This is a genomic window from Streptomyces sp. ISL-43, assembly GCF_018614195.1.
In the GTDB taxonomy this organism is placed as follows: domain Bacteria; phylum Actinomycetota; class Actinomycetes; order Streptomycetales; family Streptomycetaceae; genus Streptomyces.
Genome location: NZ_JAGGOT010000061.1, coordinates 47,515 through 69,056, shown reverse-complemented (window position 1 = coordinate 69,056; position 21,542 = coordinate 47,515). Strand labels below are relative to the sequence as shown.

Annotated in this window: 20 protein-coding genes and 2 pseudogenes; 10 read left to right on the top strand and 12 right to left on the bottom strand. The window is 71.8% G+C overall.

Annotated features, from left to right (window positions below; translation table 11 throughout):
- Both J7F03_RS31895 and J7F03_RS31890 read left to right on the top strand, forming a co-directional pair.
- Positions 1-1,230: a nitrate/nitrite transporter gene (locus J7F03_RS31895; protein ID WP_374104415.1), complete on the top strand. Its 1,230-nt coding sequence runs from the start codon at positions 1-3 to the stop codon at positions 1,228-1,230.
- 220 nt (positions 1,231-1,450) lie between these two features.
- Positions 1,451-2,215 carry a phosphodiesterase gene (locus tag J7F03_RS31890; protein ID WP_214955672.1) on the top strand — a complete coding sequence of 255 codons (765 nt, stop codon included), beginning with the start codon at positions 1,451-1,453 and terminating at the stop codon, positions 2,213-2,215.
- Here the strand turns inward: J7F03_RS31890 and J7F03_RS31885 are convergent.
- Complete coding sequence (locus J7F03_RS31885; RefSeq protein ID WP_214955670.1) at positions 2,188-2,487, bottom strand: DUF2087 domain-containing protein; 300 nt, start codon at positions 2,485-2,487, stop codon at positions 2,188-2,190. The two genes, J7F03_RS31890 and J7F03_RS31885, sit on opposite strands and share 28 nt — an antisense overlap.
- Positions 2,488-2,628: 141 nt before the next feature.
- On the opposite strand from J7F03_RS31885, the gene J7F03_RS31880 reads away from it, so the two are divergent.
- Positions 2,629-5,379, top strand: coding sequence for a penicillin acylase family protein (locus J7F03_RS31880; RefSeq protein WP_214955668.1), 2,751 nt, complete (start codon positions 2,629-2,631; stop codon positions 5,377-5,379).
- A gap of 83 nt (positions 5,380-5,462) precedes the next feature.
- Here the strand turns inward: J7F03_RS31880 and J7F03_RS31875 are convergent, their stop codons facing one another.
- From J7F03_RS31875 to J7F03_RS31850, 6 genes are all read right to left on the bottom strand, one after another.
- Positions 5,463-6,116, bottom strand: a complete 654-nt coding sequence (locus tag J7F03_RS31875) for a hypothetical protein (RefSeq protein ID WP_214955666.1) — start codon at positions 6,114-6,116, stop codon at positions 5,463-5,465.
- Positions 6,113-6,637: a DUF6114 domain-containing protein gene (locus tag J7F03_RS41525; RefSeq protein WP_251072786.1), complete on the bottom strand. Its 525-nt coding sequence runs from the start codon at positions 6,635-6,637 to the stop codon at positions 6,113-6,115. Before J7F03_RS41525 ends, J7F03_RS31875 begins: the two co-directional genes overlap by 4 nt.
- Positions 6,628-7,281: a DUF6230 family protein gene (locus J7F03_RS31865; RefSeq protein ID WP_214955664.1), complete on the bottom strand. Its 654-nt coding sequence runs from the start codon at positions 7,279-7,281 to the stop codon at positions 6,628-6,630. The genes J7F03_RS41525 and J7F03_RS31865 overlap by 10 nt, the downstream gene beginning before the upstream one ends.
- A gap of 119 nt (positions 7,282-7,400) precedes the next feature.
- Entirely contained in the window at positions 7,401-8,219 is an 819-nt protein-coding gene (locus tag J7F03_RS31860; RefSeq protein WP_308380041.1) for a MerR family transcriptional regulator, read from the bottom strand.
- Between the two features lie 86 nt (positions 8,220-8,305).
- On the bottom strand, positions 8,306-9,559 hold the full coding sequence (locus J7F03_RS31855; protein ID WP_374104416.1) for a methyltransferase: 1,254 nt from the start codon (positions 9,557-9,559) through the stop codon (positions 8,306-8,308).
- 135 nt (positions 9,560-9,694) lie between these two features.
- Positions 9,695-10,045 carry a tetratricopeptide repeat protein gene (locus J7F03_RS31850; protein WP_214955661.1) on the bottom strand — a complete coding sequence of 117 codons (351 nt, stop codon included), beginning with the start codon at positions 10,043-10,045 and terminating at the stop codon, positions 9,695-9,697.
- Between the two features lie 107 nt (positions 10,046-10,152).
- Here J7F03_RS31850 and J7F03_RS31845 point away from each other — a divergent pair, with 107 nt between their 5' ends.
- On the top strand, positions 10,153-11,118 hold the full coding sequence (locus tag J7F03_RS31845) for a pirin family protein (protein ID WP_214955659.1): 966 nt from the start codon (positions 10,153-10,155) through the stop codon (positions 11,116-11,118).
- Positions 11,119-11,481: 363 nt separating this feature from the next.
- Positions 11,482-12,054, top strand: a pseudogene (locus tag J7F03_RS42445) (dsDNA nuclease domain-containing protein); the annotation flags it as partial.
- A gap of 60 nt (positions 12,055-12,114) precedes the next feature.
- Here the strand turns inward: J7F03_RS42445 and J7F03_RS31835 are convergent.
- The 4 genes from J7F03_RS31835 to J7F03_RS31820 form a co-directional block, all read right to left on the bottom strand.
- A complete protein-coding gene (locus J7F03_RS31835) occupies positions 12,115-12,933 on the bottom strand; it encodes a hypothetical protein (RefSeq protein ID WP_214955656.1) in 819 nt (272 codons plus the stop codon).
- A complete protein-coding gene (locus J7F03_RS31830) occupies positions 12,930-13,463 on the bottom strand; it encodes a SigE family RNA polymerase sigma factor (protein WP_214955654.1) in 534 nt (177 codons plus the stop codon). Before J7F03_RS31830 ends, J7F03_RS31835 begins: the two co-directional genes overlap by 4 nt.
- A 124-nt stretch (positions 13,464-13,587) precedes the next feature.
- Positions 13,588-14,493 (bottom strand): expansin EXLX1 family cellulose-binding protein, encoded by a 906-nt coding sequence (locus J7F03_RS31825; protein WP_251072785.1) that lies wholly within the window; start codon positions 14,491-14,493, stop codon positions 13,588-13,590.
- Between the two features lie 150 nt (positions 14,494-14,643).
- Positions 14,644-15,444 (bottom strand): helix-turn-helix transcriptional regulator, encoded by an 801-nt coding sequence (locus J7F03_RS31820; protein WP_214955684.1) that lies wholly within the window; start codon positions 15,442-15,444, stop codon positions 14,644-14,646.
- A 182-nt stretch (positions 15,445-15,626) separates the two neighbouring features.
- On the opposite strand from J7F03_RS31820, the gene J7F03_RS31815 reads away from it, so the two are divergent.
- Complete coding sequence (locus J7F03_RS31815) at positions 15,627-16,406, top strand: phytanoyl-CoA dioxygenase family protein (protein ID WP_214955681.1); 780 nt, start codon at positions 15,627-15,629, stop codon at positions 16,404-16,406.
- Positions 16,403-16,750: a hypothetical protein gene (locus J7F03_RS31810; RefSeq protein WP_251072784.1), complete on the top strand. Its 348-nt coding sequence runs from the start codon at positions 16,403-16,405 to the stop codon at positions 16,748-16,750. Before J7F03_RS31815 ends, J7F03_RS31810 begins: the two co-directional genes overlap by 4 nt.
- A 53-nt stretch (positions 16,751-16,803) precedes the next feature.
- Here the strand turns inward: J7F03_RS31810 and J7F03_RS31805 are convergent.
- Positions 16,804-17,160 (bottom strand): annotated as a pseudogene (locus tag J7F03_RS31805) (sugar ABC transporter permease); the annotation flags it as partial.
- Here J7F03_RS31805 and J7F03_RS42805 point away from each other — a divergent pair.
- From J7F03_RS42805 to J7F03_RS31795, 3 genes are all read left to right on the top strand, one after another.
- Positions 17,135-17,296, top strand: a complete 162-nt coding sequence (locus J7F03_RS42805; protein ID WP_374104417.1) for a hypothetical protein — start codon at positions 17,135-17,137, stop codon at positions 17,294-17,296. The pseudogene J7F03_RS31805 and the gene J7F03_RS42805 overlap by 26 nt on opposite strands.
- Before the next feature lie 148 nt (positions 17,297-17,444).
- Entirely contained in the window at positions 17,445-20,300 is a 2,856-nt protein-coding gene (locus tag J7F03_RS31800) for a glycoside hydrolase family 3 C-terminal domain-containing protein (RefSeq protein ID WP_308380040.1), read from the top strand.
- A gap of 155 nt (positions 20,301-20,455) precedes the next feature.
- Positions 20,456-21,511 (top strand): acetylxylan esterase, encoded by a 1,056-nt coding sequence (locus tag J7F03_RS31795; protein ID WP_214955651.1) that lies wholly within the window; start codon positions 20,456-20,458, stop codon positions 21,509-21,511.
- The last annotated feature ends 31 nt before the right edge of the window (positions 21,512-21,542 follow it).

Sequence of the window (21,542 nt, the reverse complement as noted above, 5' to 3'; positions counted from 1 at the left end):
ATGGCGGGGAGGAGTCACGGCGTCTTGACTGACGGGATGGACTCCACGTCGACGTCGCGGCCCTCGGGTGCGGCGTACCGCAATCTGGTCCTGGCGACGGTCGGGTTCACACTCACCTTCTGGGCGTGGGACCTGATCGCGCCGCTGGCCGGTGACTACAAGGACCGGCTCGGCCTCTCCTCGTTCCAGCAGTCGCTGCTCGTCGCGGTGCCGGTGCTGGTCGGGTCGCTGGGGCGGATTCCGGTGGGCGCGCTGACCGACCGCTACGGGGCGAGGCTGATGTTCCCGGTGGTGGCCGCGCTCACCATCGTGCCCGTGCTCCTGCTGATCCCCGCACGCGACAGCTACGGTCTGACGCTCGCGGTCGGCTTCCTGCTGGGTCTGGGCGGCACGACGTTCGCGATCGGGATCCCGCTGGTCAACTCCTGGTTTCCGCCCGACCGGCGGGGCTTCGCGCTGGGGGTGTTCGGGATGGGCATGGGCGGTGTCGCGCTGTCCGGGTACCTCACACCGCGCATCGCCAGGCACGACCCCGACCTGCCCTTCCTCGTGGTGGCGCTGGCGCTCGCCGCCTACGCCGCCCTGGCGGCCCTGCTGCTCAGGGACCGGCCCGACCGGCCCGTGCCGACGGCCTCGCTCGCCTCGCGACTGCGCGCGGCGGGGCGCCTGCGGGTGACGTGGGAGCTGGCCGCGCTGTACGCGATCGGGTTCGGCGGGATCGTCGCGTTCGGGGTGTACCTGCCGACGTACCTGAAGACCTGGTACGGCCTGTCGGCGACCGACGCCGGCACCAAGGCGGCGGGCTTCGCCCTGGTCACGGTGGTCTTCCGGCCCATCGGAGGCTGGCTGTCGGACCGGATCCACCCGGCGCTGGTCACGGCCGCGGCTCTGGTCCTGGTGGCTCTCCTCGCGATCGTGCAGGCATTCGACCCGGCGATGAACCCCGTCGGCACGCTCGCCCTGCTGTTGATGGCGGCCGGACTCGGGACCGCCAGCGGCAGCGTCTTCGCGCTGGTCTCGCAGGTGACGCCACAGCCGCAGGTGGGCAGCGTGACGGGCATCGTCGGAGCGATGGGCGGCCTCGGCGGCTTCGTGCCCCCGCTGGTGATGGGTGCGATCTACAGCGCGAAGGACTCGTACTCGATCGGCTTCATGCTGCTGTCGGACCTCGCGCTCGCCGGGTGCGTGTACGCGTACGGGCGGATGCGCACCGTGCGGCCCGCCTCCTGAGAGACGTCGTCGCCGTCGAAGGCCGGGGGCCGTCCGTGGCGGGCCGTGTACCCGAGCCGGGCCCAACGGCCCTCGACCGCGTTGCGCGGCGTCACCGTCCGGGCCCGCCGGCCGACGGCGAGCAACTGGCGTAGGCCGCAGGCCCCGTGTTCGGTGAGAGGCTCACCTTCGCGGCCGAGCCCGGTTAGATTTGTGGCTCGGACCGAAGGAGCCACCGCCAGTGATCGTCATAGCGCACCTCAGCGATGTCCACCTCGACGGCGGCGGCCGGGCCGCCGAGCGGACCCGCGCCGTCATGGAGTACCTGGAGGCGCTCCCGTACGAGCTCGACGCGGTGCTGGTCAGCGGGGACATCGCCGATCACGCGACCGCCGAGGAGTACGAGGAGGCGCGCAAGGCCCTCGACTCGCGGCACCCGCTGGTCGTCTGCCCCGGCAACCACGACGACCGCGCCGCCTTCCGGCGCGGCCTGCTGGGGGAGGAGCGGCCGTCCGCGGCCCCGGTCGACCAGGTGCTGCGCGGCGACGGTTTCGTCCTCGCGGTGTGCGATTCGTCGGTACCCGGCGAGCACCAGGGGTACCTGGAGGACTCGACGATCGGCTGGCTGGACGGGGTGCTCGCCGAGACCCCGCGGGAGGTGCCCGTACTGGTCGCCTTCCACCACCCGCCCGTCCCGCTGCACATCCCGTACGTGGACCGGATCCGGCAGTTCGGCGAGGAGCGGCTGGCGGCGCTCGCCGAGCGGCACCCGCACCTGACCGCGTTCCTGTGCGGGCACGCCCACACCGGCGCGGCGACGACCTTCGCGGGCCGGCCGCTGCTCGTGGCGCCGGGTGTGGTGTCCACGACCCGGCTCCCCTGGGAGGCGGCGTCCGGTACGAGCGAGTACATCCACGTGGACGAGCCGCCCGCCGTCGCCTTCCACGTCATCGGCGAGGACGGGCGTCTGACGACGCACTACCGGGTGGTCGTGGCCCGCCGGTAGCCGGCGCCGTCGCGGGTCCGGGTGAGGTGCCCGGCGATGACCAGGTACCGCCGCAGCGCAGCGCAGTCCTCGTGGACGGTGAGCAAGAGCCGGTTCACCTCGGACTCCGTGTAGTCGCGGTCCGTCGCGAAGAGGGTCTCGGTGAGGTGGACGAGCAGCTGCGCGCGGCGGGCCGCCTTGCGCGGGATGGCCGCGAGGCGGCCGCCGGCGGTGAAGAGGTCGGCGACGCCGCGTTGCGCGCGGGCATGACTTTCTACGGGGCTTTGTGACATGTCACGGAGCTTCGCCCGCGGCCGCGCCCCGATGCAACGGCTTTTCGCTCCACAAAAAGTGACGGTCGTTCATCTTACTGAGAAGTAGTCCTCCCAGTACCCTCCCCGTGACCGGTTCCTGCCCCCCACGGAGGAGCACGTATGCGACGCCCCACCACCCGCATCAGAACTGCCGCCGCCACCGCGCTCATCGCCCTCGGCGCGGCCCTGTCGACCCCGGCCGCGTCCGCCGCCGGGGCCGATGTGCCGGTGCCGCTGCCCATCGCCGACTACTGCGGACAGCAGTGCGCCGACATCCTGCCGCCCGGGCAGAGCGGCAACGCCACCCTCGCCCAGATCCTCGCGCACAAGGCGTTCGGCTCCATGCCCGCCCATGCCTCCGACCAACTGGCGCGCTACGATTCCCTGGTGGCCGGCTATCCGGGCCTCACCGACGCCAAGGTCAACGACTTCTTCAACGACGCCTCCTTCGGCGTCCCCGGCGACCAGGTCGAATCCACCACCAGCCCTCGCCCCGACGTCACCATCACCCGGGACAAGAAGACCGGCGTCCCGCACATCAAGGGCACCACCCGGTACGGCACTTCCTTCGGCGCGGGCTACGCCGCCGGCCAGGACCGGCTCTGGCAGATGGACCTCTTCCGCCACGTCGGCCGCGGCGACCTCACCCCCTTCGCGGGCGGCGCCGTCGCCAACCAGGGGCTGGAGCAGCAGTTCTGGCCGCAGGCCCCGTACACCGAGGCGGACCTCCAGGCCCAGGTGGACCGGATCCGGACCACCGAGGGCGAGCGCGGGCGGCTCGCGATGGAGGATGCCCAGGCCTACATCGACGGCATCAACGCCTACCGCGTCCAGTCCAAGAACGGCCGCTACTTCCCCGGCGAGTACGTGCTGACCGGCCACATCAACTCCATCACCAACGCCGGTGAGATCCAGCCCTTCAAGCTCACCGACCTGATCGCCCTCGCCTCCGTCGTCGGCGGCCTGTTCGGCGGCGGCGGTGGCGGCGAGGTGCAGGCCGCGCTCTCCCTGCTGTCCGCGCAGCAGAAGTACGGCCTGGAGGAGGGCACCCGCGTCTGGGAGTCCTTCCGCGAGCGCGAGGACCCGGAAGCCGTGCTCACGGTGCACGACGGCGCGAGCTTCCCCTACGCCCAGAAGCCCGCGAACCCGCAGGGCACGGCCCTGCCCGACGCCGGCTCGGTCACCGCCGAACAGCTCGTGTACGACCGTACGGGCGCGGCCGCGACCGCCGCCGCGGCCGACCCGCCCAAGCTGATGAAGCAGAGCATGTCCAACGCCCTGCTCGTCTCCGGCGCGAAGACGGCGAGCAGCCGCCCGGTTGCCGTCTTCGGCCCGCAGACCGGCTACCTCGCCCCTCAACTCCTCATGCTCCAGGAGCTCCAGGGCCCCGGCATCAGCGCACGCGGCGCCTCCTTCGCCGGCGTCAGCATGTACGTACAGCTGGGCCGCGGCCAGGACTACGCCTGGAGCGCCACCTCCGCCGGCCAGGACATCACCGACACCTTCGCCGTCGAGCTGTGCGAGCCGGGCGGCGACGCCCCCACCAAGGCGAGCACGTCCTACCTCTACCGTGGCACCTGCACGCCCATGGAGAAGCTGGAGCACACCAACGCCTGGAAGTCGTCCGTCGCCGACTCCACGCCGAACGGCTCCTACCGGATGCGGGTCTGGCGCACCCAATACGGCATCGTCACGCACCGCGCGACCGTCGCGGGCAAGCCCGTGGCCTACACCGCGCTGCGCTCCACCTACCGCCACGAGGCCGACTCGATCATCGGTTTCCAGATGCTGAACGACCCCTCCTACGTGAAGGACGCCCGCACCTTCCAGGAGGCGGCCCAGCACATCGGCTACGCCTTCAACTGGTTCTACGCCGACTCGCGCGAAGCGGCCTACTACAACAGCGGGTCGAACCCGGTCCGGGCGCCCGGAGTCGACGCCGCGCTCCCCGTGCAGGCGAAGCAGCAGTACGAGTGGCAGGGCTTCGACCCGGCCGCCAACACCGCCGTCTACACCCCGTCCGCCGAGCACCCGCAGTCCATGGGCCAGGATTACTACATCAGTTGGAACAACAAGCAGGCCAAGGACTACGGCGCGGCCGGCTTCGGGATGGGCTCCGTCCACCGCGGGGACCTCCTCGACCAGCGCGTCAAGACGCTCGTCGCGGCGGGCGGCGTGACCCGGGCCAAGCTCACCCAGGCCATGGCGGAGGCCGCGGTCACCGACTTGCGCGCCGAGAACCTGCTGCCCGAATCGCTCGCGGTGCTGCGCAGCGCGCCCACCACCGATCCGGCCGTCGGCGCCGCGATCGACAAGCTGTCCGCCTGGCAGGCGGCGGGCTCCAAGCGCAAGGAGACCGCGCCCGGTTCGAAGGCCTACGCGCATGCCGACGCCATCCGGATCATGGACGCCTGGTGGCCGCTGCTCGTCGAAGCCGAGTTCAAGCCCGGCCTCGGAACCCCGCTCTACGACGTCCTGCGCGCCTCCCTGACCGTCGACGAGGCGCCCAACGCGGGCCACGGGCCCACCGGTTCGCACGCCGGATCGGCTTTCCAATACGGCTGGTGGAGCTACGCCGACAAGGACCTGCGTACGGTGCTCGGCCGCCCGGTGTCCGGACCGCTGGCCCGGGCGTACTGCGGCGGCGGCACCCTCTCCGGGTGCCGGGACGTCATGACGGCGACGCTGAAGCAGGCCGCCGCCGCCACGCCCGCCGCCGTGTACCCGGCGGACGGGACCTGCGCCGCGGGCAACCAGTGGTGCGCGGACTCGATCGTGCAGCGACCGGTGGGCGGCCTGGCCCACCCGCAGATCAACTGGCAGAACCGGCCCACCTATCAGCAGGTGGTGGAGTTCCCCGGCCACCGCTGAGCCGTCTTCGGCTCACGACGCGGGCCCGCCGGCCCCGGATCTCTCCGGGGCCGGCGGGCCTTCGTGCGGGACGCGGCGGGCCGTCAGGGGCCGACGGTGATCTGCTGCGTCGGGTCGGTGGTGTCGGTGACCTTGTACACGGCGTTGAAGGTGGACGAGGTCGCGCTCGTCGGGCAGCCGAAGCCGCCGGTGACCGTGACCGGCACCGAGGCGTTGGTGAAGGTCAGGCTCGGCGGGGCGCCGTTCGTCCAGGTCCCGGCGACGTTCGCGGGGCCGGAGGGGGCCGCGGTGACCGTGCAGGTCGCCAGACCGGTGGTGTGCACGACGAGCCCGCCCGTCGGCACGGTCATGGTGGCGGTGATGGGGGAGCCGTTCTGCATGGACACCGACCAGGCGCCGCTGGTGGTGACCGTGGGGGTCACGCCCCACACGCTGGAGGTGCAGGAGCTGTACGTGGGGGGTGAGATCGGGGAGGAGACGGGACCGGCCGGGTTGTTGTTGCCGGGGGCGGCCGGCACCGCCCCGGTGGAGACGGAGACCGTACAACTGACCGTCACCGAACCGGCTTTGAGGGTGGCCTTGCCGCTCAGCGTGGCCTTGAAAGCGTGCCCGGCCGGGGTGACGGTGGTCGACCCGGCCAGGGGTAAGGGCGCGGCGGTGGCGGAGACCGAGGCAAGGGACAGGGCTCCGGCCGCGGTGGCCGCGGCGAGCGCGAGGGTCGTGCGGGTACGGCTCATGGCTGTGCTCCTTGGGGATCGTGGTGCGGTGAGGGAGCGGGGGAGAGGGCAGGGGCGGTCGTGGGGGTGACCTTGGGGGACGGGAGCGCGGCGTTCTCGGGTTCGGGCTCGTGCGGGGGAACGGACTCGGCCCGGGGCCCGGGCGGCTCCGCGTCCCGTGCGGCGCCGGTGCGCGAGGCGGCGTACGGCTGCCAGGCGAACATCAGGCCGCCGCCGAGGATGCCGAGCAGGGTGCCGATCAGGAACCCGCCGAGGTTCGACAGGACCAGCGCGACGGTGGCGATGAGGGTGGTGAGGACGCCGGCCAGAGCGCGCTGGGGCGGCGAGAACCAGGCGGTGAGGCCGAGCACGATCATGACGATGCCCATCAGGACGGACGGGATCCCCGCCACTCCCTGCTGCAGCATGATCTTCAGCGGCGCGAGCGGCAGGGCGCAGATCTCGGCCCCGGCGAGGATGGCGAAGAGCCCGCCCCAGAACGGCCGGCCGCGCCGCCATCGCCGCCAGCGGCTCAGAAGCATTCCTTCTTGCCCTTGCTGATGTTCATGTTCAGCCCGGAGAGCTTGAAGGTGCCCGCGTTGGTGGCCCAGGCCGTCTGGTGGAGATCGGTGATGCTGACGGTGTCGGCCTGCTGGGCGAACAGGTCCTGCATGCCCACCGCGTCCGCCGGCCCCTTGTCGAGGGTGGAGGCGTCCCGGCCGATCTCGATGTTGGTGAAGACCGCGTCGCCGGAGAGCTGGGTGGCATCCACGAAGAGGTTGCTGGCCTCGACGGGGGTCTTCTGGCCGGCGGTCAGGTTGAGCGAGATGTCGCCGATGATCGGGAGGGAGGTGACCACCGACTGGCAGAGGCTGTTGAGCTTGGCTTCCCTGATGGCGGTGACCGCCACCGGGATGAGCTCCTCGCGGGCGTTGACGTCGACGCTTCCGTACTGGGCGAAGCCCTCGCCTTCCAGGCTTTTGGCCGACACCTTGAACTGCTGCCCCGATACCGCGAAGGAGGCGGCCAGCGCGCCCTGGGCGAGGGCGATGCCGAGGCCGGCGGTCACGGCGATGGCCGGGACGGTCAGTACGGCGAACCGGCGCCAGCGGACGCGGCCCGCGCCAACGGCTCTCTCGCCGCTCTCCTCGCCGGAGCTTTCGGGTAACTTCGGGGAATCTGCCATGAGATCGTCCCTTGTGTTCGGCTGTGCACCGTTGTTACCGACGAGTTGAATGTAAGAGTGCCAATGGGGGTTGGCAAGGTTGCTCGAGAGTGCCTTTTCAGCCGACTCCTACTGACCGGTTACGCCCCGGGAGTCTCGCTGCGCAGCAGCTCCGCGACCTCGGCATCCACCCGGTGGGCCATCGCCCGCGCGAACTCCGCGGCCACGACCCCGCCCGCCAGCGGACGCAGCGCCGCCACCGCCTCCGTGATGTGCCGCAGCCGCGTGGCCGAAAGATGTTCCAGGCCCTCCGCGCCGATCACGTGCATCCGGAACAGCCCGACGAAGCGGTCCGCGACCGCGGCCGCCTGCGCCTGTACGAAGTCCCCCGCGTCCAGGACCTCCCCGAGCGGCACCCCCGCCCGTACCAGCGTCGTCGTCGCCTCCAGCAGGCGCCGGCTGCGGTGCGTGACCAGGTCCCCGTCGATGGTCACGTAGCCCAACTCGGCCGCCCGCCGGGTGTCCTCGGGGGAAGCCGTCGGGCCGAACAGCTCGCGCAGCTCGGCCCGTGACATGGAGACCGACTCCTCCTGCTCCCAATCGCGGGTCATCTCCCGCTCAAGGCCCAGCAGTTGGGATATCCCGCCACCCTGCTCCCAGGCGGCCAGCAGCTCCGCGATGCCGTTGACGGTGTAGCCGCGCCCCAACAGGTCGCTGATCAGGCGCAGTCGGGTGAGGTGGTCGTCGGAGTACCAGGCGATCCGGCCCTCCCGGCGCGGTGGCGGAAGCAGCCCGCGCTCCTGGTAGTAGCGCAGGTTGCGCACTTTGACCCCGGCCGCGCGGGCCACGTCCTCCCGGCGGTAGCGCCGGGAGGCGGTCGTGTCCGCGCTCCCGGCGGTACTCCCGTCCGCCCGCTCTTCGGTCTCCGCCTGCTCCGCTTGGTCCACTTGGCTGCTCACGCGGCGAGTGTAGGACGAACCGGGGGACCTACCGGCGGGTGTACCGGCAGGTCACATGGTGCGTCGCGGGCCGGGCCGCGCGCGGGTCACTGCCCGCGGTGCTCGACCCGGTGCTCGCCACGGCCCTCGCCACGGCCCTCGTTGCGGCTGTCACCACGGGGCTGTTCGCGCTTGACCGCCCGCAGGACCACGAACTTCGGTTCGCTCGCGGTCACTTCGCTGTTGCCGAAGAGGCGCCGCAGGTGCGTGTGATAGCCCATGTGGCGGTTGGCGACCACCCACAGCTCGCCGCCCGGACGCAACGCCTTGCGCGACTGCGCGAACATGCGCAGCGCCGTCGCGTCCGTCGTCGCCTGGTGGGAGTGGAAGGGCGGGTTGCAGAGGATCAAGTCCACCGACCCGGGCGGCAGCATCGCGACACCGTCCCCGACGAGGAACTCGGCCCGGTCCAGCCGGCCCTGCACGTTCGCGCGGTACGTCGCCTTGGCCGAGGCCACCGCCTGGTACGACTCGTCCGTGAAGACGACCTCGGCGTCCGGGTCGGCCACCGCGACCGCCGTGCCGACGATGCCGTTGCCGCAGCCCAGGTCGACGACGCGGGCTCCGTCCGTGTTGGTCGGGATGTTCTGGAGGAAGAAGCGGGTGCCGACGTCCAGCCGGTCGGCGCAGAAGATCCCGGCGTGGTTGACGGCGGTCAGACCGGAGCCCGATCCCGCCTCCTGGTCCACCGTGTACGTCACCGGCCACGGCCCGGCGGTCGTGGGGTGCGCCGCGCCGGGGTTCCCGGGCGTGCAGAAGATCAGCCGGGCCTTCTTCTCGGCCAGCGAGGTCTTGGTCGGGCCGAGGATCTTCTCGAAGAGCCGCAGGGTGGAGGTGTGGATCTCCTTCACCATGCCGGTGCCCACGACGACGGTCCCGGCGTGCACGTGCGGGGCCAGCCGGTAGAGCTGGTCCTCCAGCAGCGCCAGGCTCTTGGGGACGCGCACCAGGAGTACGTCGATCCGCTCCGGCGGCGCGTCCTGCGTGGTCAGCAGCGTGACGGTGCTCTTGCTCGTCCCGATGCCGTTGCGGTCCAGGTTGGCCGCGGTGGCGGAACGGGTCAGGCTGGAGTCGGTGATCTGCGTGGGGTGGTGGTCGGCCAGCGCCGTCGTCAGCGCCCCCCAACGGTCCCCGATCACGGTGATCTGCCCGGCGCCGGCCAGATCCACCGGGCCGCGTTCGCCCGTACCGGATTCGAGGTGGCGCAGCAGGTACTCGTCGGCGGCGTCCCATGCGCGGAGCCGGTCGCGCGGGTCCTCGGGGAAGCGGGCGAGCTCGAAGGAGCCGAAGGGCGTGGTCAGACGGTTCATATTGCCCCCAGGCTAACCGAGGGGCCGCCCCGGTCCCGCATGGGCGGGGCCGGGGAGCGGCCGACGGAGTGTGTTACTCCGCAATCACCGGGGCCCGGTCCGGGAACTACCGGGACCTACCGGGGCCTACTCCGGGAAGTCCCCGGCCATCGCCGCGGCGATCCGCAGGTACGGCGCCGCCTCGGCGGCCCGGCCCCGGCGCTCCAGGGTCCGGCCGAGCATGAGCTGCGCATAGTCCTCCACGGGCCACCGCTCCAGGATGGCGCGCAGCTCGTCCTCGGCCCGGGAGAGCTGGGCGGAGTGGTAGTAGGCGCGGGCCAGCAGCAGCCGGGGCGCCAGCAGCTCGGGGGCCTCGGCGGCTACGCCGTCCAGGACCAGGGCGGCCTTCGCGTACTCCTTGGCCTCGAAGAACAGCCGGCCGCGGTCCCAGCGCTCGGCCGCGGTCCCGTGCTCCAGGTAGCCCTGCCGCGCGTCCATTCGGATCCCTTCCGCCGTTCAGGTGCTGTGTCAGCCTCCTCCAACACGGGGATCCGGTTGAACATTCCGAGGGCAGCGGCGACCGCGCCGGGACTAAGTTGTGCCGTATGAGCAATCTCGATCGCCAGCCCGCGCTCTCCACCTGCGGCGGCCGCGGATTCGTCGTGGCCGAGCCCGTGCGCGAGCTCCTGAGCCCGCGCACCGTCAAGCTCGGTGAGTCCACCGAGGTACGCCGCCTCCTGCCGAACCTGGGCCGCCGGATGGTCGGCGCCTGGTGCTTCGTCGACCACTACGGCCCGGACGACATCGCGGACGAGCCCGGCATGCAGGTGGCCCCCCATCCCCACTCGGGACTGCAGACCGTCAGCTGGCTCCACGAGGGCGAGGTACTGCACCGCGACAGCGTCGGCAGCCTGGAGACGATCCGCCCGCGCGAGCTCGGACTGATGACCTCCGGGCGCGGCATCAGCCACTCCGAGGAGAGCCCGAGCCCGCACCCCCGCCTCCTGCACGGCGCGCAGCTGTGGGTGGCCCTCCCGGACGCCCACCGCGACGTGGACCCGCACTTCCAGCACCACGCGGAGCTCCCACTGGTCACCGCCCCCGGCCTGGCCGCGACCGTCATCCTGGGCACGCTGGACACGGCGACCTCGCCCGGATCCACGTACAGCCCGATCGTCGGCGCGGACCTGACCCTGGCGGCGGGCACGCAGACCCGGCTCCCGCTGGACCCGGACTTCGAGTACGCGGTCCTGTCGATGTCCGGCGAGGCCCACGTCGACGGCGTCCCGGTCCTCCCGGGCTCCATGCTCTACCTCGGCTGCGGCCGCACGGACCTCCCCCTGCGCGCGACCTCGGACGCCGGCCTGATGCTGCTGGGCGGCGAGCCGTTCGAGGAGGAGATCGTGATGTTCTGGAACTGGATCGGACGGTCCCAGGAGGATATCGCAGAGGCGCGTGATGCGTGGATGAACGGCAGCCGCTTCGGTGAGGTCAAGGGCTACGACGGTCTTCCGATTCCTGCTCCGGAGCTCCCCCCAACTCGCCTGAAGCCTAGGGGGAGAACGCGCTGAGCTGTGCTGATGTCGGCGTGGACGCGGGTCGCGTGTGGCTGCGGTCTGCGTTCCGCTTTCAGGGAGTCCGGCGGGCGGTGGTGCGGCCTGCAGCCGCGATCCGCGTTGCGTGAGGCTTGTGGATAGGCGACAAAGTGATGTTGTCATCCCGTCGGCGGCGGGGCGGTCTGCGCGACGATTGACGGGCTGGCCTAGCACGCTTGACTCCCGCGGGTACGGGACGGACTTCGCTCATGAGGGCGACCGGCTGGAGCAAGCCGGTGGACTCCCGCGGATGTGGGACGTCCTCAGCGAACTGGCCCACGCGATCTTGCAGGACGGCGGACTCCCGCGAGTGTGGCCTCCGCGCAGACCGGTGGACTCATGCGGGTACGGGACGGACGGCACGGTCACCCTGGCCCTGCCCGATGGGGACGGGGAGCTCCCGCGGGTGTTCGACGGACATTGAGGTCGGCTGCGACGAGCGGCGCGGCGGGCTCCCGCGCGTGCGGGGGTAGACGCTCCTGGGCGCCGCCTCCGGGGGTGTGTTGCGGCCCTCCTGCTCGATCGTTGCCCTTTGGCTGTGATCGAGTAGTTACGGAGCGCACGGTTGCTGTGGTGGTTGTGGTGATCTTCCGCCGCTGGCCTTGTGGCCGTGTCTCCGGCGGTGGGATGGGGGTGGGGGTGGTGGATGCGGATGTGGCCGAGTCGGCAGAGGGCTTCGAGGACGAAGAGTCTGACGAAGAGTTCGTTCATCGGATCTTCCGCATGGCGCCGCTGGAGGATTCTGGGTCGGACGCTCTGGGCAACTATCGCTACCAGGCCGAGGTCGCCGCCCAGATGTGCCTTGCGCTGGTCACTCAGGACGTTGTCGAGTCGGTGGTGTGCGAGTGGCACGAAGACTTAGTGGTCTCCTACGCGGACGGATCGGTCGAACTTGTATCGGTGAAGCACCGTGGAAAGCGGCGGGCGGCGGTCCGCGCCGTTCCACCCACGGGCCGGCTAAGCGGCACGGCCTCATCGTGCCGGCGGGAAGCCGCCCCAGACCGAGAGCGTGCCGCGGGGACCGTTGGCGTCGACGCGGTAGCCGTCGTGCTCGGCCTCGCGCTCGCCGGCGGCGTGGTTGTACTGGCCGGCGAAGACATGCTGTCCGGCCGGTACCGTACGGCCCGGCTTGAGGATCCAGCGGTAGACCACCGCTCCGTCCTCGTGCTGCACCGTGACGGTGAAATCCTCGGCGGGCATCGTCCGCCAGCTGCCGGTGCTCTGCACTGCGCCGGTCTGCCTGATGCGCAGTTCCACGGTGAGTGCGGTGAGCGGCTGGGTGGACTTGAGGGTGATGTTGCTCTGCGTCCAGAAGGTGTTGCTGTTCGCGCCCAAGGAGCCGGCCGACGACAGAGGCCCTTCCTGGACGTGCGCGCCGCCGGGCTGCGCCGAGCCCGTGGCGCCTGACGCCGAAGGGCTGGGGCCCGTCGGGGACGAACGGTCCGGTGTGGTCGGGCGGCCGGTGGCGGGCGCCGATGGTGTCGACCGTGTCGACGGTGTCGACCGGGGATTCCCGGACGGCGCGGACGGCGCGGCGGGGGTGGCCGAGACGTCCGGCTGGGCCGGCGGGGACTGGACGATGGCGGCGACGGCGAAACCACCGACGGCCAGAGTGCCGGCCGCGGCGAGGGAGGCGAGTGCGATCCTGGGCCAAGACCTCGCGCGCGAAGACTCGCGGTGACGGACGGGGGCGCCGGACATGCCGCGTTCCACGCGTGCCAGGATCCGGGCACGGTCGGGCTGGTGGGCCTCGGCGGCCGCGCGCAGCCGCCCGGTGAGTTCCTCGTTCAACGGCTCCTCCTCCCCGCCAACAGTTCCCCGGCCGCTCCTGTGCTGCCCAGCATCCGTTCCAGCTCGGCCATCCCCTTCGAGGTCTGGCTCTTCACCGTACCGACCGATATTCCGAGCGCCAGAGCGGTGTCCTTCTCCGACAGGTCGAAGGCGTGCCGCAGGACCACGCAGGTCCGCTTCCGGAACGGCAACCGGGCGAGAGCCGTACGCACGTCCACCACGGCGGCCACGTCCGGACCGTCCAGCGGCTCCACACCGCGGGACCAGAACAGGGCGATCCGGCGGCGCTCGCGAACCGCGCTGCGGATCCGTGACCGCGCCAGGTTGGCGACCACGCCACGGGCGTAGGCGAGCGGGTACTCGGCCTGGCGCAGCCGGTCCCAGCGCTGCCACAGTGCGATCAGGGCGTCCGCGGCCAGATCGTCGGCGCCGTCCGCCTCGCCCGTCAGGAGATGGGCGAACCGGGCGAGTTCGGCGTAGTGGCGTTCGAAGAAGTCGTGGAACTCCGCGGACGCGTCATCGAGGACCATGTCCGTTGGTCGTCCCCTTCGCAAATGTGTGCGTTAACATCCGAGCGGCAGCGTACCAGTGCCCGGTCGGCCAGGGCGCTCCGATGCGGCGTACCCCGGCTCCGCTACCCCGCAGCGTCCGGTTTCAGTGCGCGGCGAACTGGACGCGGGTCGGTTGTGCGACGTTCGGCAGCAGCGCGGTCCCGTCGACCGTCAGCTGCTCTCCGTAGATGTCGGTGATCCTTATCGCGCCGCCGCATCCGCTGCCGTCGACGGAGAGGAAGTAGTTGTAGTCGGTACGGGGCAGTCTCTGCCAGCCCTTTCCGGTGCGTACCTCCAGTCGTGCGACCGGATTCCGGTGGTCGATCACCTGGATGCCGCACCAGTGGGGGCTGGACCCGGTCTTGTACCGGAGGGAGAGGGTGTCGGACGTGCGGGGGCTCAGCAGGGTCCAGGTGATCGGGACACGGCCGGCCTTGAGATCGGCCAGTTTCGCGAAGGCCTGTTCGCTGAGGTCCAGTTGTCCGGGTGCGCAGGGCAGCGGGCATTCGTTGGTGATCCGGACGGTGATCGAGGCGCCGTTCGCGGCGCGGACGCGCACGTACGCGCCGCACGCCCTGGACGACTCGTAGTCGGTGGTGTTCATCGCCGCGATCATGAGATCGTCGCTCGGGCCGAACAGGCAGGCGCCGTTGCCGTCGGCGGCGGCGTAGGCGGTGGCGACGCCCTTGTAGGTGGTCCCGGGCTGGATGCGTCCCGGCGACGGTTCCGGGTTGGACGCCGCCGGTGGGGTTGCCTTCGCCGAAGGCTGCGGCGCCGCGCTGGTCGTGCCGACGGCGGTGGCGGTCGCGGGGGCCGGGGTCTCCGCAGCGGGCGAGCCGGACGCCGGGGGCGCGGGGCTCGTCGGGGCCGCGGGCGCGACTCCCGCCCGGGTGGCGGCGGGTGGTGCGGCCACGCCGGCCCCGGCCTCGGCCTTGGGGCCGGGGAGCATGGCTGTCACCAGGCAGACGAGGACGCCCGCGGTGGTCAGCGCCACCGTCGTTCCCACCATCAGCCTGTGTCTGTGCCTGCGCTGCCGCGCGGCCTGCCGTGCAGTCTGCATGTCCGTCCGTTCGAAGATTCGGGTCGAGGTGCACTCCTTGGTTGCCGCCGGATGCGAATGGGTTGCCGCAGGATGCGAAAAGGTTGCCGAAGGGTCCGCTCACGGGGCGGGGGAGTGCGGGGAAGGGGGCTGGGCGCCGCGGATGCCGCGCGGAGAGGCTCCGAGTGCGCGGCGGCAGGCCTTGTTGAACGCCTGCAGGTCGGGAATGCCGACCGACGCGGCGACGGCGGGGACGGAGAGCGTGGTGGCCTGCAGGAAGTGGCGCGCCCGTTCCATGCGCCGGGCCCGGATGTAGCCGACGACCGTCTCCCCCGTCGCGGCGCGGAAGAGCCGCGTCAGGTGGTTGTGGGAGACGCCGACCGCCGCCGCGATGTCCGGCACCCTCAGCGGCTGCCCCAGCCGTGCCTCGACGAGGGCCACGGCGGCTGCGACCGCCGGATGAACGGCCCGTGCGTTCCGCTCCCTCGGAGGGGCGAGCTGGGCGACCCGCCACAGGGCGGCCCACACCTCGGCAGCGGCCCGTGCCGGGGTGTTCGGCCAGGCGGCCAACGCCTGCTGGAACTGGGCGGTGAGCAGGGCGAGATCGGGGCCGGCGTCCTGGACCACCGGAACCTGGCGGGGGATTCCGCCTGAGCCCAGGCGGAGGTGCACGTAGAGGTGGGGGGAGCGGCCGCGGTAGTGATAGCGGACCTCGGCTCCGGGCGGAACGAGGCTGACCCGGCCGGGGCGGATCGCGTACGGAGTGCCATTCACCGTCAAGTCGGCCTCGTAGTCGTACAGATGGAGCTGCCAGAGGTCCGGCAGTGAGAACACGTCCACCTGTCCGCCCGGCCCGTGCACGCCGATGCCGACGGCGGCGAGAGCCGGGGGCTCGTCAAGGTGGGCGAGGGCCGTGCGCATGGTCACCTGTTCTACCACTGTGCCCGCAAGCCCGCTTCGGGGTCGCGACCCTCGAGCCCGCGTGCCGGGCACCGTGGTGAGAATCGACCACTGGAGGGTGAACGTGGCCCACGCGGCGCGCGGCCGGCGGGCCTAGCGTGAACGTCGTGAAGAACAGACAAGAACTACTCGATTCCGTGTGGATGGCGCGGTTCGTGGCGCGCGGGTCGCTGCGACTGGACGCGGCGGTCCCCGCCGAAATGAACACCGAGGGCTTGGCGGTACTGGCCGAAGGTGTGCCGCCGGTGCGGTACGGGACGCCGCTGTCCGAGGCCTATGCGGAGGGATCCTTCGTCCATCGGCTGCTGGAGCTGCCGCAGGTGGCAGGGACCCTGCACAGCCTCGTGGGCCCGGAGCCGTGGGTGGACCATCACTTCGTGCACACCCGGGAGCCTCACGGCGGCGAAGCGCAGCCGCTGCACGGGGACGCCATCATCGACGTCCGGCCGGACGCCTTCGACGTGCAGTTGATGTACTTTCCGCAGGCGGTGACGCTGGAGATGGGCGGAACGCTCACCGTGCCGGGCAGCCACCTCCGGCGGATCAATGAGTCCGACACCGGCCGCTACCAGAACCTGCGCGGCCAGGACCGACTGGTCTGCCCGGCCGGGACGGTGGTGTTTCTGCACCACGGTCTCTGGCACGGGGGCCGGCGCAACGACAGCGACGCGATGCGCTACATGTTCAAGATCCGCTTCAATCCCAGGGTGCGTCAACAGCGCCTGTGGAACACCTCGGACCTCGACGACCCACAGGTGGCGGCGGAGCTGGACACGATGTTCCCGTGGTACGAGGGGGCGACCGGCCGGCTGGAGCGGTACAACCGCATCCTGCTGTGGCGGGTGCTGACCGGCGACGAGGACTTCGACCTCGACCACTGGGTGACCAGGGTCTCCAACCGCCCCGCGGAGGCACAGGCATGACGACCGGAGCGATCCTCCCCGAGCGGGCGCAAGGCGCCGCGCCGGTGCTGCGGCAGCAGGTGCTGGTCCTGTACTTGGCCACCTCGGCGCTGGACGCCCATGTCGTGGGCTGGTCGCTGTACGACGGCACGGGCCGCACGTCGCCGACCACGGGCGACGGCGACGAGCCGCCGTACGAGTCGGGGGTGGCGGCGCTCCGGGCGGGCTGGCGGCTGATCCAGGCCGCTCAGCTGATCCCGCCGTACCCGGGTCATGAGTACGACGTCTCCTTCCTCAAGCACGAGTTCTTCTTCGAGCGGATCGTCGACGCGCGAGCGGAGCCGCAGGAGGAGGGCTCCCGGTAGGCGAGTCGTCCCTCCTCCTGCGGGCGGCGGCGCCGAGCCGAGGAGGGGCAGGGTCAGCCTCCGGCCTTGCGCTTGTTGTAGACGTCGAAGCCGATGGCCGCCAGCAGTACCAGGCCCTTGATCACCTGCTGGTAGTCCGTGCCCACGCCGACCAGTGACATGCCGTTGTTCAGTACGCCCAGCACCAGACCGCCGGTGAGCGCGCCGATGACGGTTCCCACACCGCCGCTCGCGCAGGCCCCGCCGATGAAGGCGGCGGCGATCGCCTCCAGCTCGAAGTTGATGCCGGCCTGCGGGGTACCGGCGTTGAGCCGCGCGGCGAAGACCATCCCGGCCAGGGCCGCGAGGACGCCCATGTTCACGAAGGCGAGGAAGACGACCCGCTTGCTCTTCACCCCGGACAGCCTGGAACAGCCCGGCCGGCAGCGGCTCCAGCCCGTACGATGCGGCCCGCCGCCGTCCGCGCACCTCCTGGAGGATCGCGACGACCAGCACCACGAGGCCCAGCAGCAGGACGTGTCGAAGCGCTTAGATTCCGTGGCGTAGCCCGCCCGCAGGATATGGGTTCTGCAAGAGCCTGAATCAATGCAACAACTGCTTGCGCCAGGGACAGTTGCCAGTGACACTCGTTCATGTCAGCGTCGAAGCGCTTCGATGAATGGTCATGATGCCCAGCCTGCCGAGGGGTTTTCACGTGAGTTCCCTGTCCGCGACCGCAGCCGATCTGCCTCCTTTCCGCAATCCGGCGCTACCGCTGCGCAAGCGTGTCGACGACCTGCTCGAACGGCTCACGATCGAGGAACGGATCGCGATGCTGCACCAGTGCGCACCGGCGGTCCCGCGCCTCGGCGTCGGCTCCTTCCGAACCGGCAGCGAGGCCCTGCACGGGGTCTCCTGGATGGGGGTGGCGACCGTCTTCCCGCAAGCCGTCGGCCTCGGCGCAACCTGGGACGAGGAACTGGTGCACCGGGTCGCCGAGGCGGTCTCGACCGAACTGCGCGCCTTCCACCACCACCGCCCGCCCGTCCTCGGCAGTGCTCCCCACAGCCTCCAGGCCTGGGCGCCCGTGCTGAACCTGCTGCGCGACCCGCGCTGGGGGCGCAACGAGGAGGGTTACTCCGAGGACCCGGTGCACACCGGCCGTCTCGGGGAGGCGTACTGCCGCGGCCTGTCCGGCGACCACCCGGCCTACCTGCGGGCGGCCCCGGTGCTCAAGCACTTCCTCGCCTACAACAACGAGGACGACCGCTGCACCACCTCCTCCGGGCTGCGCCCGCGCGTGCTGCACGAGTACGACCTGGCCGCCTTCCGCCCCGCCGTCGCATCCGGCGCCGCGACCGGCGCCATGGCCGCCTACAACCTCGTCAACGGCCGTCCCTGCCACGTGAGCCCGCTCATCGAGGCGGAACTGCGCCGTTGGGCGGAGCCGACCGGCCACGAGCTGTTCGTGGTCAGCGACGCCGAAGCCCCGTCCAACCTGGTCGACCCGGAGGAGTACTTCGACGACCACGCCGAGTCCCACGCGGCGGCGCTCAAGGCGGGCATCGACAGCTTCACCGACCACGGCGAGGACAGCGCGCCGCCGGTCGGCCGACTGCGCGAGGCCCTGGAGCGCGGCCTGATCGACGAGGCCGATGTGAACCGTGCCGTCGGGCGGCAGCTCGAACTCCGCTTCCGGCTCGGTGAGTTCGACCCCCAGCTGGACCCTTACGCCGCCATCGGGCCCGAGGTCATCGACTGCGCCGAGCACCGCGAGCTGGCGCGGCATGCCGCGACCGAGTCGGTGGTGCTGCTCAAGAACGACGGCCTGCTGCCGCTCGACGCGGCACGGACGCCGCGGATCGCCGTCATCGGCCCACTCGCCGACACGCTGTGCGAGGACTGGTACAGCGGCACCATGCCCTACCAGGTCAGCGTCACCGCCGGACTCGCCGAGGCGCTCGGTGTCCACGGAGGCGAGGTGGTCTGCGAGGAGGGCGCCGACCGGATCGAGCTGCGCTCCACGGCCACCGGGGAACTGCTGGGCAAGACCGCCTTCGACGCGGCCGACTGGGGCCGCGGCGTACTGACCCTGCGCGCCGCCGACACCGGCCGCTACCTGAGCCTCAAGGGCGACGACTCGTTGGTGGCCGACCAGGAGGTACTCAAGAGCTGGGAGGTCAACGAGACCTTCCGGTTCGAACCGGCCGGGGACGGTGCGGTGCTGCTGCGCTCCGTGCTCACCGGACGCTACGCCGCCGTGGACCCGGCCGACGGCCGGGTGACCGTCACCGCCTTGACCCCGGACGCCGCCGAGCGCTGGCAGCGGGAGCTGCTGCGCGACGGCGCGGCCCGGGCGCGGGCGGCAGCGGAGACGGCCGACGCGGTGGTCGTCGTCCTCGGCAACCACCCGATGGTCAACGGCCGCGAGACCGAGGACCGCGCGGGCATCGACCTGCCGGAGACGCAGGAGGCACTGCTGCGAACGGTCGCGGCCGTCTGCCCCGAGACGGCGCTGGTGGTGATGAGCAGCTACCCGTACGCCGTCGACTGGGCCGACGAGCACCTGCCCGCCGTGGTGTGGACCTCCCACGGCGGGCAGGAGACGGGCCACGCGCTGGCCGCGGTGCTGCTCGGGGAGGCCGAGCCCGCCGGCCGCCTGCCGCAGACCTGGTACCGGGGCGAGGACCCGCTGCCCGACCCCCTCGACTACGACATCATCAAGGCCGGGTGGACCTACCAGTACCACCGGGCCGCGCCCCTCTATCCCTTCGGCCACGGGCTGTCCTACACCGACTTCGCCTACCGCGACCTGAGAATGTCGCAGCCGTCGATCGGCCAGGACGGCTCGGTGGACGTCACGGTGACACTGGCCAACACCGGCCGACGGACGGGCAGCGAGGTGGTCCAGCTCTACGTCCGGGCGCTGGACGCCCGCTACGAGGCCCCCCGGCGGCGCCTCGCCGACTTCCTGAAGGTCCGCCTGGAGCCGGGCGAGAGCCGGGAGCTGAGGTTCTCGCTCCCAGCCGACCGGCTCGCCCACTGGTCCACCGCGACCGGCGCCTTCACCGTCGACCCCGGCGGATACGAGATCACCGCCGGCCGCTCCGCGGAGCACCCGGTCCTCACCGCACGCCTCACGGTGACCGGGCCGGCCCCCGAGCCCCGCGTGGTCGTCGGGCGTCGAACCCTGACCGTCGACTTCGACGACCACGCGGACACCACCATCGTCGACGCCACCCGCACCAGCGGCGACGCGGTGACTCCGGCCGATCCGGCGCGGCCCGCGACGCTCCTCTTCCGCGATGTCGACCTCTCCGGGGCGGTCCGGGTGGAGGCCGAGACCGCCCTCGAGAACGCGGGTTCCGGGGAGGCGCGGCTGGAACTCCGGGCCTGTGACCGGCTGCTGGCCGAGATCGGTGTCCCGGTCACCGGCGACCGCTACACGTGGACGACCGTCGCCGCCGAGCTCGCCGCTCCGCCGGCCGGCGTCCACGACCTGCGGCTGACGCTGCACGGCGGCTTCCGGCTGGCCGCCTTCAGCTTCACGACGTCCGGCGGGACCGCCTGAGGCCCGCACCCGCGAGACCGGCGGCCCGTCCGGGGGGGCGGGCCGCTACCTCTCCCCACACCAGTGCCCGGACCTGCGGGGCGCGGCTCCCTGCGGCCGCCAAGCTGCTCCGCCACCTCGTCACCTCGTCAGCTCTCCGACCGGAGGAAGCCACCATGCCGCTCACCGATATAGGCGTGGACGAACTCGTCCACTACCGACCAGAGTCGTCCGATCCGATAGATTTCGACGCCTTCTGGCAGCGGACCCTTGCCGAAGCCCGGTCGCACGGCGGAGCGGTCAAGGTGGAACGGGTCACCGCCCAGCACCTGCTGCACACCGTCGAGGTCGACGACGTGCGCTTCCCCGGGTGGAACGGCGAGCCGGTGGCCGCCTGGCTGCTGCGCCCGCGCAACGCGGCCGGACCGCTCCCGGTCGTCGTCACCTACATGGGCTACGGCGGCGGTCGGGGACTGCCCACCGACCACTTGGTCTGGTCCGCCGCGGGCTACGCCCAACTCGTCGTGGACAGCCGGGGCCAGGGCCACGACACCCCGGACCGGGGCGTGGGCGACGGTACGCAGTGGGTCGAGGGCTTCATGACCCGCGGCATCGACTCTCCCGACCACTACTACTACCGGCGACTGATCACCGACTGCGTGCGGGCCGTGGACGCGGTCGCGGAGCTGCCCGGACTCGACGGCCGTCGGATCGTGGTGGCCGGAGGCAGCCAGGGCGGCGGTCTGGCGCTCGCCGTCGCCGGTCTCGCCGGGGACCGCGTGGCGGCGTCGATGCCGGACGTCCCGTTCCTGTGCCACTTCCGCCGCGCTGCCGAGATGTGCGGCGACGGCCCGTACCAGGAGATCGCCAAGTACCTGCGCTGGCACAGCCGCCACCGCGTGGAGCCGGCCTTCGCCACCCTCGACCACTTCGACGGCGTCCACTTCGCCCGGCGGGCCACCGCGCCGACGCTGTTCAGCGTGGGCCTGATGGACCCCGTCTGCCCGCCCTCCACGGTCTACGCCGCCTTCAATCACTACGCGGGCGAGGACCGCACCATGACCGTGTGGCCGTTCGGCGACCACGGCGGCGGCTGCGGCTCCAACCCGCCCGTCCAACTGGCCTGGCTGCGCGAGCGCGGCCTGGCGCCGGAGCTCTGCCCCCCCCCGGCACCACCGGACCGGGCAGACCGCGCGCGGGCGGCCCGCGCGCCCGGCCGCCCCTCGTACTGAGCCCCGCGCGCCCCGGCCGCCCCACGCACTG